Below are 13,658 nucleotides of genomic sequence, written 5' to 3' on the forward strand. Positions count from 1 at the left end.
TAGCCCCATTTTTATATCTAGCTTTTAGCTATATAAGCTTAAGCAGTTTATTTAACTGGAGTCGGTACAATCTCAAAGGCCGGGTTGAATTCCACCATGCTATCGGCAATTTTGCTAAAGGCTGATTTATCACCTGTGAGTTTGGCATCACCACTTGCCAGTAACTCTTTTAGTGTGACTTGCCCAAGTAAAATTCGGTTCACATCGGCTTTATTGACGATAAGGTTGGCGTCGGCAGCTTGCTCCTTGTCGACCACTGCGTTGCTTAAGTTACCGTTGCTTAGCTCAATATAGAGAATGTCTTTAGTATCAGGGGTGATAACATTCATCTTAACTAACCCGTGCTTAGCGGCGACTTGGCTGTCAATCTTTACCGCAAGGAAGTCAAATAGAGTCGGCATGTCCATTTCACTTATCACATCTGCCGATGCGGTTTTAGGGGCGCCTGCTTGAATACCTACTCGCAGCTCTTGGGCACCAGTTAAGTAGATGTTTCTCCAGCCAGCACCTTCAGCTTGATAACCAAGCTGCTCGTAAGTGTCTGCTAGCAATTGACGAGCGGAGTCATTTTCTGGCTCGGCCATCACCACCTTGTTTAATGCCGTTGCAACAAAGCGGTATTCACCTTGAGCGTAATCATCTTTAGCGCGCTTAATTGCGGCATCAGCGCCGCCCATGTACTCGACGAACTTGGCAGATTCTTGCTTGGTTGGCAGCGGATTAAGGTTGGCTGGGTTCATGTCAAAGTAACCTAGGTACTTATTGTAAACCGCTTTAGCGTTATGACTATAAGTACCGTGGTAGCCATTGGTATGCCATGTCTTGTAGATTGACTCTGGAATGGTGTCTTCAATTGCATCGCCAATATCTTGTATACCGACACCGTCGTTGGCCAGTCTCAAGGTTTGATTATGCACTAAGCCGTAGTTATCACGCTGTAGGCGTAAGAACTCGTTGATCTCTTGGTTACCCCAAACCGGCGCTGAGTGCGAGGCAAACAGGACTTCAACATTTTGACCAAAGGCATTAATCATTTCGTTGATGTCTTTTGACCACTTGAGCGAATCACGTACTTTAGCGCCGCGCAGCGTGTAGATATTATGCATACCTTGATAAGTTAGCTCACCGGTCCAAAGGGCTTGTTTAGATGGAATATAAGTGATCATTTCTGATTCTGCTTCGGTGCCTGAGGCGTCCATAAACACCATCTCTAGACCATCAATTGTTAGTGTTTCCCATTTGCCTTCGCCGTTTAGCGTGTAGTCTGGGGCGACGTAAGTGATTTCACCTTTTGATAGGCCTTTACCTAGCGCAGCATCAACAATACCGTGGTCATGTTTGCCCAGTGTTGCGCCGTATTGATAAGCAGCGCGGCGGCTCATGGCGTTACCGGCAAGTACGTTCTCATCGACAATTTCTTTAGTGATGTTATCAGAGCCGTAGACTTTGACATCAGGGAACATCTCTTGGATCCCGCGAGCACCGCCAAAGTGGTCCGCATGGCTATGGGAGTAAATCATCGCCACAATGGGTAAATCGCCATCTTTAGGCAGATTCTTCAAGGCAAATTGTAGTGAGGCTTTTGCTGCTTCTTTGGTTAACAAAACATCGTAAGCTATCCAACCGTTATCACTGCGGATAAGTGTGAGGTTAGATAAGTCGGTACCGCGGACCTGGTAAATGCCATCGCTGACTTTATATAAGCCATTGGGCACCATATTAAGCTGGGCTTGGCGATAAAGTGATGGGTTGACTGAATCTGGAGTATTGTCGCTGATAAAAGCAAATTCAGCGCGCAGAATATCGGCGGTCGCTTTATCAAATTGAGCAACAAGGTTTTTTGAGGATTGCTCAAATGCACGGGTGTCGGCAAAGTTAAGCGTATCAGCTACCGCTTTATTATGAGCAATAGTATGCGCTGTTGCCTCTTTACCTTGGTAATGCACTGTAATGTGGTCATGCTCAAGTTGAGCTGCAGTTACATTAAACGAGAAAATTGACACGATTGAGATAGCAAGTAGAGTCTTTTTCATAAGTCACCCTTATAAGATTGAATTCGTTCAAAGCCTTATGTCTCAATGTTGCAATTAGTTTGTAGGGCACTAATGAGACATCTGCTTAATTGAGGCCAGTATAGGTAACTTGAATTGATTAATAATTACGGCTAACTTAGAGTTCACTATTTATAATATGAATATATTGAGTGGCAATAGCTGCAAGATTACAGCTGTAGCTTTCGCTTGATTTACTCACTTAATTTAGTCACTTGGTTTTGGCATCGGGGCCTGTAATATTTATGTCGCAGCAAAAAGCATTTGATTTGAATTTATTTCGAATCTTTACCGCGGTTTACCGTACTTCATCTTTTAGCCGGGCGGCGGAAGAGTTGGATTTAACTCAGTCGTCGGTCAGTAATGCAATCACGAGATTAAAAAGCACGGTTGGACAGGAGCTGTTTATTCGAGTGGGTAGGGGAGTCAAACCCACAGCAAGTGCGATGGATCTTTATCAGCAATTAGCGCCCGCTATGTCAACAATTGAACAGGTGACCAGCAGTTTTGCTGCGTTTGATGCCGCTTCGAGTGAGCGGACTTTCTATGTATATGCTAGTGAGTCTGCCATACAACTGTTGCAAGGCACAGTAGAGCAAGTACTACAAGATCTGGCTATCAATATCGTATTTCGCGAACCACCGTTAATAGAAGAAGAGTTGCAGATGGAGCTGCAGCTGGAAAAAGTTGATTTAGCCTTAGATATTTGGCTGCCGGAGTCGGCTGCATTTAAGAGCCAAAAAGTCATGCAGGATCAATTAGTCTGTGTGGCGAGAAAGGCTCATCCGAGGATCCAAGGTGGCTTAACACAAGATCAATACTTTAATGAAAAGCACATTATTTTTAAAATGCGTCGCTACAACTTAAGCGTTGCCGACTTGCTTACCAAGCAGGTACTACCTGCCCGGCAGATGCACAGCGAGCAATCATCAATTTTGAGTATGATGTCGGTTGCCTCAAAAAGTGATGCTTTGGCTATCGCCTCGAAATCCTATGCTGATGAATACGCAGAGTTGTTTGGATTACAGGTATTTGACCTGCCGTTTGCCGCAGAGCCGATTGAGTATTACATGGTGTGGAGTCATAAGTTACAGCAAAACCCTGCCAATATCTGGCTGAGACAGCAATTACAGTTAGCGATTAAATTACGAGGGCTTGGATAATTCTTAGTTTGTGTGTTTGATTGTATTGTTGCAGATTGCAATAAACAAAAATGCCTGTAAGCGGTGCTTACAGGCATTTTTTTAAAGCTGGTTTTTAGCAGCTATTACTGTCTTGCAAGACGTTGGTTGTCTGCTGGATGCTCAAAGTCACTGCGATACGGATTAATGTCTAAACCACCGCGGCGAGTATAACGCGCATAAACCGTTAGCTTTGCACACTGGCAGAAACGTTTTAAATCCACAAAAATACGCTCTACACATTGCTCGTGAAACTCATTGTGCTGTCTAAATGAGATTAAATATCTCAGCAGTTTTTCACGATCAATCTTAGGCCCTTGATAGCGGATCATCACTGTGCCCCAGTCTGGCTGAGAAGTGATCAAGCAGTTTGATTTCAATAAATTTGAAGTCAGTGTTTCTGCTACCATGACTTTGTCATCAACACTATCGGTTAAGTAGTCAGGGTTAAAGCTATAGTCATCGACTTCAATGTCTAAATCGTCAATGCAGGTACCCGGCATATCAACTACACGTAGGTGGTTAAACTGCTTAGGTTCAATCACTTTTACGGTAACTGTACCGTCGGCACAGGCGCATAAATCTTCAGTTAAGCGATCTTGTACAGCTTGCACACTATCGAATCGTGTTTGGTTATAACTGTTTAAGTACAGCTTAAACGATTTAGACTCAATCAGGTTTTTGCTATCAAAACTGAGGTGAAAGTCGGCAATTGCAATCATTGGCTTGCCTTTAGCATTTAGCCAAGAGAGTTCGTAGCCAGTCCAAATATCACAGCCATGAAACGGTAATTCATGCGTCAGACCAATGGCATCACGGTTTAATTTACGCGGCACGCCTTGAAGTAAAGATGCATCATACTGCTCTTGATAACCTGTCGACTTTCCTAATGTTAATTCAGAAAGTTCGGGGGCGTTACTATAGGGATCATGATGTTGTGTCATCAATACGGTTTCCATGTCAAAATAGACCCCTATTATAACTGATTTTGGAACTGGCTTAAGTGTCTTCTTTACCTGCTTTAGATCTTTTTTTATCTAAATATCAACAAGCCTACATGGATAAATTGGGTGAACAGCCTAGATATTATGCTGAAGGGCAAGAGTCTGACTGTATTGTTGGTGAGTTAGATAGCGATGGTGCTGCTTTTTGGCAAGCTGTTCAGCGTCAACAACCAGGTCAGTTCGACAACGTTGAAACGGCTCTTGAATTGACTCTGCAAGCAGATATAAATCCCTTTTTTGGTGGTTATTTTTCAGCGCCGTTATTCTTTGACTCTCCTTGGGGAACGGGTGAGCTGATTCAAGTATGGAATCAAACGGATTTCGAGTACCTGCAGCAAAATATCATCGGTCATTTAATGATGAAGAAAAAGCTTAAGCAGGAGCCAACTTGGTTTATTGGCGTTCTAGACGAAGAAGATAAAATGCTTACCGTCAATAATAGCGACGGTAGTGTTTGGATTGAGATCCCAGGTGAAGTGCAAAGTACCCAGTTAGCAGGTTCTTTAAATGAGTTTATTAGCTCTCTTACACCACGAGTGACGCCTGCTATTAAGCCTGTTGAAGAATCAATGCCTGCGCTTGACCATCCTGGTATTTGGCAAAGAATGAAGCTGATGTGGGCTAATTTACGCGGAAAATAGTCTGCTGATATCTAACATCGATGAAAATGGCGCTTATATTTTCTTTTACTAGAAATGTATCAGCGCCATTTTTATAACTATAAATAGTTATTTGGTGGCTTATACCAATCAGTATAAGAATTTGATCAGCTCAGAACGATTTTTGGCAAACTAATTCAAGGCGAATAGCTGTAATAATGGTTATTCCCTTATAAAGCTATTTAACGCAGAAGTAGGCAGCCAAAAACGTTCCAGACTGGCGAGTTTTAGCGATTCTGATGCTGTGACTCTTAATAAACAAAGAGGGAACTTGAACCTAGTTCAACTATGCTCTTCATTCGTTGCAAACCACATGGATGTGGTGAATGGCATTAAAGCAAGGAGCACTTAATGACCTTGCCTCAAAACCGCTAAACTCTCGCTGAGTGAATAAATGTTTATACTGATTGGTATTATAAGTGATCCCAAGAGATATTGGACACAATGCGACAGGTATCGCAGCGGAAATGGAACATATCCAATAAAGGTTCATCGAGTAACCACTCTTTACTGCCACATTTTGGGCACGGACGTTGTTTTTCAACTGCTAAGCTTTCGCCGCCAACGCGGTATAAATAGTAATAGGTCGGTATTTTAGTTAAGTATTCAACTCTGCCACGTAAATCCCAGCCACGCCTAAATAGGTCGCTTTGGTGGCTAGTTAACTCTTCCAGTGCGGCAAACTCAGCTTTTGTTGCTGCCGCCATCTGCAATTCATCACAGGCTTGCCATTCTGTCTGCCAGCGGATCATCCGTTTATGATCGCCATTGGCTGTCGCTGGAATTTGGTAAAGTGGAATAGGCTGTAAAGTATCACCGTTTCTTAAAGGTGAGCACATATGTACATAACTGGTATAAAGCAGCTGCCAACTTGGTGTGTCTTGGCTAGAAACTTCAGAATTAATATCTTGGCCGATATATTTTTCACGTGGCGCCAGCAGTTTTGCTTCCGTTAGCTCTTCTAGTGCGCTATTGACCCAAGGGCTATTAAAACGTTTAGACAGGCTGCTTTTTTCTGGCGTTAGCATACGCGCTTTAAATTCACCATCGTTAAAAGCTACGGCGAATTCGCGACCTAAAACCTGACCATTGGCTCGATAGGCTTCGAGTAATCCATTAATGGCTTTTTCTGCTGCAGTAATTGTGGTGTTATCAAAACATTCAAATCGTAGTTCAATTACATGCATTTGGTGTCAGGCTCTTTATTCATATGGCTTTGTTGTAAATTATCAAATTGACTTTTTAGCGCTTTAAATTCGTTTCTTAATTCATTGAGGGCGCTTTCTAGCTGGAGGATTCTATCAGCTTGTTCAGATTGAGATAAGCTTGTTTGGCCATCTTGAGTCTCTTTTGCAGTTGCTAAGCTGCTAGGTATTGCCTGTCTGTCTTCTGCACTCATAGACTTAAACTGTTGCAAACCTTGGATTAACTCGCGCATTGGGATGCTATTACCAAGTTTGGTTTTAATCAGTGCTAATGTAGGTTCTCTACCTTGTTCATTAATTTTTTTAGCAGCTGTTAGCACTTGCTCAATCGGACTCATAGTTAGTCAAATTCCTTAAACATTGGTAATTATTATTGCTCTACGCATATCTTAAAAGACAAATAATAAATAAATTCATTTAAAACAACATCTTGTGTTTTGGCATGTAAGTTGCTTTGCTTCTTAAGCAAAAATAATGTCATAACAGGAAGTTAAAATGAAAAATAAATTATTAGGTTTAGCATTTTTTGGGATTGCAAGCTTAGGGCTTACTGGTTGTGTGGTCAATGTTGGTGATGGTGAATCTGATTGGGATAATCACGGTGCTTGGGAGAAGGCTCAAGATAAAAACCGTGACAATTTGGCAAAGATTTCCCTTGGCATGAGTAAAGACCAAGTGGTTACTTTAATGGGAACTGCTGATTTTAACGAAGCTTATATTCATGCCGATAAAGAAGTTTATGTACTTTTTTATCGCACTCAGCGTACCCATGGTGACGGTAAAACGACTAAAGACGAATGTACTCCTGTAGTTATAAGCAACAATGCTGTGGTGGGCTGGGGAGAGATGGCTTATAGCAAAATTTAATAGTTGCTTTTGTAGTGCTTAGCTTTTTCTTAATAAGGTGTCTAAGTGGTCGATGACTTCGGTCCACTGGGCATCTTCATTAAATGACTCTACTAAAAAGTGTTTTTGCGATGGGCTCCAGAAGTTTGCTTGATGTAACAATATATTGTCCGGCAATTGATGATCATCGATAAACTGTTCAATTGCGGATTGATCATTAGCTAACCCTAGCTGTAAAAACAGGTGTGATAGATCTTGCGGCGTAGTATCCATAACTGATCTCGTTGCTATGACTCTATCTAAGTATGGTCGATAAAGTCAGTGTTTATTACATTATCTAAATCTTAGCCGCTGTTTGGTTAATCCCCTCCAGGTTGTAGCTTTTCTCTTTCATTATGCTTTCAACAAGTAAAGTCTTGGCAAAGTTATTCCAGAACTCGTAGAACTTGTTTAGCAAAAATAGGTTCGCCTGTTTAATGCTCGAATTGATTATTAATTGCACTTCTATACAGTCTTGTTACATTGGTGTTGTGTGATCAAGATCAAGGACAATAACAATGGAAGATCAAGCCATGGAAGAGTGTCGTGCAGTTTACCTCACGGCAGAAGATTTACGCATAGCAGCCTCAATTCTCTATAACGCCTATCATGATGATCCCTTTTTTATCGAAACACTTTTTAGTGGTGATCAAGCGCAGTACGAACAAAAGCTTCGTGGGGCCATACGAGAAGAACTCAATGAGCTTTGGCAACAAGAGCAAGCACTTATTGGTATGTTCGTTGGAGATAGATTGATAGGTGTTGCCTGCATAGTGACTCAGCAGGTTCCCTTAGGTGAGGCGCGTTTTTGGCATTGGCGCTTAAAGATGTTGTTAAGTACTGGTTGGTATTCAACTCAGGCACTTATCAACAAAGAAAATCAGATTATCGAGAGCTTACCCAGTGGACAATGTGGCATTTTGCAGTTTATTGCTATCTCAAATGTGGAGCAAGGCAAAGGCTATGGCAGTAAGCTTATCGACGCAGTTTTGAGTTGGTGTGATGAACAACTTCATCTAGATGGGATTGGAGTCTTCGCTAATCATACCGCACATATAGAGTTATTTAGTCGGCATAACTTTGAGACGATAGAGCAACTGACGATTGGCCAAGTTAATGGTGAACTACTTTTTTACCGAGGTGTGAGTAATGAGTAAGCGTTATCGTTCTTTTGCTGAATTTTACCCTTTTTATTTATCTCAACATCAGCATAAAACTTGTCGAATATTACACTATATCGGCAGTAGTTTTGTGATCCTATTATTCGGTTATGTATTACTAACTCAACAATGGTTCTTAATGCTGCTTTTACCTGTTATCGGATATGGATTTGCCTGGATTGGACACTTTGTATTTGAGAAGAATCGTCCAGCCACGTTTGAGTACCCACTTTATAGTTTTATCGCTGATTGGGTGATGCTCTATCAGGCGGTAATTAAACGGAATTAAGGTTAAATTCACATTGAGATAGTTTCTTTGTAAGAGATCTCTTACCTTGCTGTGGGATATTAATAAGAAGTCTAGCAAGTCTGAGCTGTACATGTATATATATTCATTATTTATCAGTATCTTGGGTGTAAATCTGAGTGTTGCTTTTTTGTTGCTTTATTGTGCTGATGATATTTTCTCTAAATAAAAGTTTGCTAATCGGTAAACTGGGAACCAGAAATAGATAGTCACTGAAAGGATTTGGTTTATATCGATTTCTTGTAAAACGAAAGATTGTTTTCATCTAAGCGCTTTAAGGATAAAAGCGGCAGATTAGCTGAAAATGATTTGCAGGATGCAATAAGGACAACCTCAGGAAGAGGAGTTTAGCTTAGGATAAGCTAATGAAAGGATTCAGTACGTAAGTACAAGGATATACATGGAGTTACAAGGAAGATGCAGGAAGCAAGTTAACCAAGGATGATGCAGGGATCGCGTATATATAGCGGGAAAGCTAAAATAAAGTAGTACCGAGGGCGCACGATTAGGTGCGCCCTTTCTATATGCTAAGGGGACGGTTGAGTTTAATTGCTCGCATGTTTGTGAGAGATCTCCTACAAGAACGTGAGAAATTAATACTAAAAGTTCGCGTTTTTTCTGCTTAAATTAATTTATATTTAATATATACAGCGACTTACGATGTATGGTGGCGGTAATCAATTAAAATCCGCATGTTAAATAAATGTTTTGGCAAGCATTTAGCTGGATGTTTTAGCTTATTATTTAGTTGTGCTAGGAAGCGCATTAGGAAGCAATAAGGTTTACGGATAAACGCAGTGTCGATGGATTGGCACTTAAAGGATGAAAATCAAGGAAGGCGATTAAGGATTGATTGCCAAAGCACTATAGGATGGCCTAACAATCCAGGACGGACGATGTTACCTAGGAAGGTACATACTAAGGATAGTAATTGAAAGGACGCTCAAGGATGACGTCGGACACGCTCAGGATAGAGTACGCTTGATAAATGGATTGTCGAGAGAATGGATTCGTACTATTAAGTACAAGGAAGCAGTGGACAAGGAAGATGCAGGAGCAAAGTTACGCATGGATGGTGCAGGGAGCACTCATATAGCTGGATGAGCTTACGCAATAATAGGAAAGGCACGACCCCTTTGGGGCCGTGCCTTTACTTCTTTATAGAGCTTAATTAGTTTGTCTCTAGCAATACTGAATGCTTTAACTCAGTCTTATTTGTTAGCAGTATACCGACTGTTGCCGGCATACTTTTTTGGAGCTTACTTACAACCACCCGAGCTGCAGTTACCGCGTGAGCGTCCGCCACATCCACCGCCAACAGATCCTTTTGCTTCAGGGGCTTCGTGCCACTCAGGCTCCGGAAAGATCGGCCACTGGATTTTTTGGATCTTTTTGCCGTGCATCCAAAGGCTGCCACGATATTGATTAATACCGTCGGTGCTGAATTCAAACAGATACTTAACTTTCCAAGTGAGGCCGCTACTGCCACCTAAGCTTGGTTTTGCCGATTCTTGAGCAATAGCGAGCAATTGTACTTTTTGCTTTTTACACTCTTTGTTAGTGAATACTCGACTTAGTTCTGCCATTTGTCTTAATTGCCAAAAAAATGCAGCGATCATTATCACTCCGGCAATTATCAAAAAATCTGTCATCATCCTTTCGTTACCTTGAACAATCCGCCAATAGCTGCTGCAAGCTCTGCGCTGCGATTGGGGTTTCGCAGTTGGCCAAGTAGCTGAGTGCGAATTAATGGAATAGCCACAATATCAGCAAAAATCTGGTTAAAGAAGTGCTGCGGTTGTTTTGCTAAGGCTTCTAAGTAGATAGTGAGAGTTTGCTCATCTTTTAAGGCAGACCAGTTACGTGCAGCAATGGTAATTAACATCTCTTCTGTTAACGGACCCGCAGCGTTTAACTCGGTAATCGCTTGTTGGCTTAATTTTGCTTGAGATGCTAATCCACGTAAAAAATACGGCTTGTGGTTAGACTCTGCAATTTGCATTTGCTTGAATACCTTTGCGGCCAGAGCATCTTCAATGTTTAAATGCTCTAAACACTGACACACGGCTATTTTGACTTCTAGCGCCCAATTATCAAAGCCATTAACTAAGATATTTTGATGATCTAGTTCCTGACTTCTTACGCAAACATCTGCAATACCCTGTAAGCCAATATTTTGCCATTGGTCGCTTGGATGTTGTCCTGACAAGTACTGATAAGCAAACTCATACTGAGGTGAGGCTTTTTGCGCTAATTGCTTTCTTACCAGCGCATTAAATACCGCGAGTTTTTCTTGAGTCGGTTTAAAGTTAAATGGATGGTTAGCCATTTGTTCTTGTTGTTGCTCAGTGAGTGGCTGGGTTGGATCGCGACCAAGGGCTTCAACAATCATCTTAATAAACTGGATGCGAGGTGCCGGAGATAATAATCCACGCTCATCGAGGGGCAGTTTGATAAACCAAATATAGTGCTGCTGGCTAGCATCCCAAAATACAATGGCAAACTGTGCATGGCCTTGAATAGGAGACGGGTAAGGGCAATGCAATTCTTCTATCTGATGAAAAGCCATCATATCGATATGTTGTACTCGACGCCCCATGTCATAAACTTGGAATTGAGTATTAGCAGTTTTTAAAAAGTCGCTTAGGGTCGTTATCTGTGTCATATCGTTATCGAGTGTAGGAAAATTAGCGCATATTATAGGGATAAGTCTGCTGAGATGGTATCATCGCGCGTTAATTTTGCGGCGCCAAAAATAGTGGCTGTAAACCACAGCAAGAGAGGGCAGTTTGATAGCAGTAAAAGCAAAAGACAAGTTACTGGCTTTAGAAGCTGAGTTAGGTAAGCAAGGCTTATTAAGTGATACGCCACCAAGCGAGCGAGCACTAGCAAGTACAACGCCATTTGCCTGTGATGTTATGCCGTTTGAGCAGTGGTTACAGTTTATATTTTTACCCAGAATGCATCAGATTTTAGATAATAATATACCACTACCTACGGCAATGAATATTGCACCAATGGCCGAACATGTATGGGCGGATAAAACCGATTATCGACATATTATTTCTATTCTAACAGAGCTAGATAACCTAGTTAGTAAGGCGTAATGACAGCCTTAAAAGAGAGTTTTCAATGAGTGATACACCCCAAAACATAAGCAAGCAAGCAGAGGAAGTCTTGCTTGAGCAAGCGCCTATAGATGAGTCTGTTGCCGAAGAAGAGCAAGAGATAGCTCCGCATATTGAAGTTCTGTTTGAAGATGATGATATCGTGGTCATCCATAAGCCTGCAGGCCTGTTAGTGCACCGCAGTTATCTTGCTCGCCGAGAGCGTTTTTTTGCCATGCAATTAACCCGAGATCTCGTTGGCTGTCATGTGTTTCCGGTGCATCGCTTAGATCGCCCAACATCTGGCATTTTGCTATTTGCTAAGAGCAGTGAAATGGCAAATGTACTTTGCGAGCAGTTTGCAGCACATACAGTGGATAAAGAGTATCTTGCACTTGTTCGCGGCAATATGCATGAAGCGGCGACATTAGATTACCCACTAAAAGAAGAACTCGATGAACTGGGTGATAAAGATGTTGATCCAAATAAAGCAGCTCAAGATGCTGTGACATCTTATAAACCACTATTAAATAGTGAAATTCCTTTTCCGTCAGGGCGATATGCAACAAGTCGTTATGGTTTAGTGCACCTCTCACCGCATACCGGCCGCAAGCATCAGCTTAGACGCCATATGGCGCATTTACGTCACCCAATTCTTGGCGATACGACTCATGGTGACGGTAAGCAGAACAAATTTTTCCGCACGCACTTTGGTGTTAACCGCTTATGGCTCATCGCTAAAAAATTGTCTTTTAATCATCCTCGTACTGGCGAGCGCATGAGTGTTGAAACTGAGCTTGAGCAAGAGTGGTTAGATTTATTCGTCGGGCTTGGCTGGCAAGATGAGCAATTGGCGACAGATAAAATATCGCTAGAGCTTGCTTAACTATCTTCATATAGCAATGACCAGCTAACTTTACAACAGGCCTAGGCGTAGTTTGAGCTTGGATTAGCTGGAGTTCAGTTTAGTTAAGGCAGAATTTTGTAGTCAATAGAGAAGCCGCGACATTAAGCTAATGTCGCGGCTTTTGTGTATTTAGTCTTAAGCAAACCAATAGCAGTTATCTCTTGCAGACTTTATTCCTAGACCTTAAGTCTTGCTCTTAAAGCCCTGTTTTAAAAATCCAGGCCTTTAGGTGGTATAGGTTGCAAATGATGACCTATTTTAAGATTTTACTTGTTTGGGTTTGCTCGAAAGATATTGAATATTATTAGCATTACTCAAATTTGCACTATCGATACTAAGTGCACTTTGACTGGATTTAAAACATTGTACAGTGTTGAAATAACACATTCTGCGGATATGAGCACTGCGTTGTAGGTGTTTGCGGTGCCTTTGTCGACAAGAATGCTTCATTGTGTCTGTCCTTCTAGCGGTCACTTTATTATCGCTACAAAGCTTGCAGCAATGTTCACTGATACAGTATGTTAAGGATATAACTAAATGGCTTTTAGGCGAAGTAAAACATGGAAAAAGTGAATCTAGTTTTTGGAACAGTTTATGGTGGTGCGCAGTTTGTCGCTGAGAGTTTACAGCAGGGATTAGTAGATGCAGGTTTTGAAGCCTTTCTTCATCAGCCAGATCAACTTGGCGGCTTTATTCCACCTGAAAATGAACTGTTATTAATTATTTGCTCAACAACTGGGCAAGGTGATATTCCAGATGATATTCAGCCTTGGTTTTATGAAATGCAGTCAAAAGCACCTTATATTCCAGATCTTAAGTTTGGGCTGATTGGTTTAGGTGATTCAAGTTACGAGACTTTTTGTGGTGCAAGTGAACAATTTTTAGCGCTTTTTGAAGAGTTAGGTGCTAAACGCCTAGGTGACTTTTTGAAAATTGACGCCGGAGAAACTATGGAGCCAGAGGTCGAAGCACTTGCATGGCTGCCAAGCTGGATTGAACTAGTAAGCAAAGAGCGCGCTGCATAATCAGCATGTGATAAAGCTTACTTAAACGCGACTTATTGGTCGCGTTTTTTATTTTCAGCCTTAAACCACCTACTTCAGTAGGTGGTTATTATCAATTAGGCTTTGCCTGAAGTACGTTTAATGGAATTTCGGAGTTAAGGCGATGTTTAACGACTTATAAGCACGCC

Annotated in this window: 15 protein-coding genes; 8 read left to right on the top strand and 7 right to left on the bottom strand. The window is 41.6% G+C overall.

Annotation, left to right across the window (positions count from 1 at the left end; all coding sequences use genetic code 11):
- Positions 1-47 precede the first annotated feature (47 nt).
- The gene (locus MSG37_RS19485; protein WP_248472329.1) at positions 48-2,033 is read right to left on the bottom strand and encodes an alkyl sulfatase dimerization domain-containing protein; all 1,986 of its coding nucleotides are present in this window, start codon (positions 2,031-2,033) and stop codon (positions 48-50) included.
- A gap of 287 nt (positions 2,034-2,320) precedes the next feature.
- Here MSG37_RS19485 and MSG37_RS19490 point away from each other — a divergent pair, with 287 nt between their 5' ends.
- A complete protein-coding gene (locus tag MSG37_RS19490; protein ID WP_248472330.1) occupies positions 2,321-3,214 on the top strand; it encodes a LysR family transcriptional regulator in 894 nt (297 codons plus the stop codon).
- A 104-nt stretch (positions 3,215-3,318) separates the two neighbouring features.
- On the opposite strand, the gene queF is transcribed toward MSG37_RS19490, so the two are convergent.
- Positions 3,319-4,176 carry an NADPH-dependent 7-cyano-7-deazaguanine reductase QueF gene (gene queF / locus MSG37_RS19495; protein ID WP_248472344.1) on the bottom strand — a complete coding sequence of 286 codons (858 nt, stop codon included), beginning with the start codon at positions 4,174-4,176 and terminating at the stop codon, positions 3,319-3,321.
- 59 nt (positions 4,177-4,235) lie between these two features.
- Between queF and syd the strand changes: the two genes are divergently transcribed.
- Complete coding sequence (gene syd, locus MSG37_RS19500; protein WP_248472331.1) at positions 4,236-4,877, top strand: SecY-interacting protein; 642 nt, start codon at positions 4,236-4,238, stop codon at positions 4,875-4,877.
- Between the two features lie 431 nt (positions 4,878-5,308).
- On the opposite strand, the gene MSG37_RS19505 is transcribed toward syd, so the two are convergent.
- Both MSG37_RS19505 and MSG37_RS19510 read right to left on the bottom strand, forming a co-directional pair.
- Entirely contained in the window at positions 5,309-6,082 is a 774-nt protein-coding gene (locus MSG37_RS19505; protein WP_248472332.1) for a Zn-ribbon-containing protein, read from the bottom strand.
- Entirely contained in the window at positions 6,073-6,438 is a 366-nt protein-coding gene (locus MSG37_RS19510; protein WP_248472333.1) for a hypothetical protein, read from the bottom strand. Before MSG37_RS19510 ends, MSG37_RS19505 begins: the two co-directional genes overlap by 10 nt.
- A 157-nt stretch (positions 6,439-6,595) precedes the next feature.
- Between MSG37_RS19510 and MSG37_RS19515 the strand changes: the two genes are divergently transcribed.
- Entirely contained in the window at positions 6,596-6,967 is a 372-nt protein-coding gene (locus tag MSG37_RS19515; protein WP_248472334.1) for a DUF3192 domain-containing protein, read from the top strand.
- An 18-nt stretch (positions 6,968-6,985) separates the two neighbouring features.
- Here the strand turns inward: MSG37_RS19515 and MSG37_RS19520 are convergent, their stop codons facing one another.
- On the bottom strand, positions 6,986-7,219 hold the full coding sequence (locus tag MSG37_RS19520) for a DUF2789 domain-containing protein (RefSeq protein WP_248472335.1): 234 nt from the start codon (positions 7,217-7,219) through the stop codon (positions 6,986-6,988).
- A gap of 284 nt (positions 7,220-7,503) precedes the next feature.
- Here MSG37_RS19520 and MSG37_RS19525 point away from each other — a divergent pair, with 284 nt between their 5' ends.
- Positions 7,504-8,142, top strand: coding sequence for a GNAT family N-acetyltransferase (locus MSG37_RS19525; RefSeq protein ID WP_248472336.1), 639 nt, complete (start codon positions 7,504-7,506; stop codon positions 8,140-8,142).
- The gene (locus MSG37_RS19530) at positions 8,135-8,434 is read left to right on the top strand and encodes a DUF962 domain-containing protein (RefSeq protein WP_248472337.1); all 300 of its coding nucleotides are present in this window, start codon (positions 8,135-8,137) and stop codon (positions 8,432-8,434) included. Before MSG37_RS19525 ends, MSG37_RS19530 begins: the two co-directional genes overlap by 8 nt.
- 1,277 nt (positions 8,435-9,711) lie before the next feature.
- On the opposite strand, the gene MSG37_RS19535 is transcribed toward MSG37_RS19530, so the two are convergent.
- Together MSG37_RS19535 and MSG37_RS19540 are read right to left on the bottom strand one after the other, a co-directional pair.
- On the bottom strand, positions 9,712-10,107 hold the full coding sequence (locus MSG37_RS19535; RefSeq protein ID WP_248472338.1) for a DUF3301 domain-containing protein: 396 nt from the start codon (positions 10,105-10,107) through the stop codon (positions 9,712-9,714).
- The gene (locus tag MSG37_RS19540; RefSeq protein WP_248472339.1) at positions 10,104-11,117 is read right to left on the bottom strand and encodes a DUF3549 family protein; all 1,014 of its coding nucleotides are present in this window, start codon (positions 11,115-11,117) and stop codon (positions 10,104-10,106) included. The genes MSG37_RS19535 and MSG37_RS19540 overlap by 4 nt, the downstream gene beginning before the upstream one ends.
- A 124-nt stretch (positions 11,118-11,241) precedes the next feature.
- On the opposite strand from MSG37_RS19540, the gene MSG37_RS19545 reads away from it, so the two are divergent.
- The 3 genes from MSG37_RS19545 (at position 11,242) to MSG37_RS19555 (ending at position 13,491) form a co-directional block, all read left to right on the top strand.
- On the top strand, positions 11,242-11,559 hold the full coding sequence (locus tag MSG37_RS19545) for a YqcC family protein (protein WP_248472340.1): 318 nt from the start codon (positions 11,242-11,244) through the stop codon (positions 11,557-11,559).
- A gap of 25 nt (positions 11,560-11,584) precedes the next feature.
- Complete coding sequence (gene truC, locus MSG37_RS19550; protein WP_248472341.1) at positions 11,585-12,445, top strand: tRNA pseudouridine(65) synthase TruC; 861 nt, start codon at positions 11,585-11,587, stop codon at positions 12,443-12,445.
- Between the two features lie 581 nt (positions 12,446-13,026).
- The gene (locus tag MSG37_RS19555) at positions 13,027-13,491 is read left to right on the top strand and encodes a flavodoxin (RefSeq protein WP_248472342.1); all 465 of its coding nucleotides are present in this window, start codon (positions 13,027-13,029) and stop codon (positions 13,489-13,491) included.
- The last annotated feature ends 167 nt before the right edge of the window (positions 13,492-13,658 follow it).

The sequence above is a fragment of the Shewanella sp. 1CM18E genome (assembly GCF_023161665.1).
Classification (GTDB): domain Bacteria; phylum Pseudomonadota; class Gammaproteobacteria; order Enterobacterales; family Shewanellaceae; genus Shewanella.

Excerpts from the sequence above, each read along its gene's own strand:
- MSG37_RS19485 (WP_248472329.1), bottom strand. The coding sequence starts at position 2,033 with ATGAAAAAGACTCTACTTGCTATCTCAATCGTGTCAATTTTCTCGTTT.
- queF (WP_248472344.1), bottom strand. The coding sequence starts at position 4,176 with ATGACACAACATCATGATCCCTATAGTAACGCCCCCGAACTTTCTGAA.
- MSG37_RS19505 (WP_248472332.1), bottom strand. The coding sequence starts at position 6,082 with ATGCATGTAATTGAACTACGATTTGAATGTTTTGATAACACCACAATT.
- MSG37_RS19510 (WP_248472333.1), bottom strand. The coding sequence starts at position 6,438 with ATGAGTCCGATTGAGCAAGTGCTAACAGCTGCTAAAAAAATTAATGAA.
- MSG37_RS19515 (WP_248472334.1), top strand. The coding sequence starts at position 6,596 with ATGAAAAATAAATTATTAGGTTTAGCATTTTTTGGGATTGCAAGCTTA.
- MSG37_RS19520 (WP_248472335.1), bottom strand. The coding sequence starts at position 7,219 with ATGGATACTACGCCGCAAGATCTATCACACCTGTTTTTACAGCTAGGG.
- MSG37_RS19525 (WP_248472336.1), top strand. The coding sequence starts at position 7,504 with ATGGAAGATCAAGCCATGGAAGAGTGTCGTGCAGTTTACCTCACGGCA.
- MSG37_RS19530 (WP_248472337.1), top strand. The coding sequence starts at position 8,135 with ATGAGTAAGCGTTATCGTTCTTTTGCTGAATTTTACCCTTTTTATTTA.
- MSG37_RS19535 (WP_248472338.1), bottom strand. The coding sequence starts at position 10,107 with ATGATGACAGATTTTTTGATAATTGCCGGAGTGATAATGATCGCTGCA.
- MSG37_RS19540 (WP_248472339.1), bottom strand. The coding sequence starts at position 11,117 with ATGACACAGATAACGACCCTAAGCGACTTTTTAAAAACTGCTAATACT.
- truC (WP_248472341.1), top strand. The coding sequence starts at position 11,585 with ATGAGTGATACACCCCAAAACATAAGCAAGCAAGCAGAGGAAGTCTTG.
- MSG37_RS19555 (WP_248472342.1), top strand. The coding sequence starts at position 13,027 with ATGGAAAAAGTGAATCTAGTTTTTGGAACAGTTTATGGTGGTGCGCAG.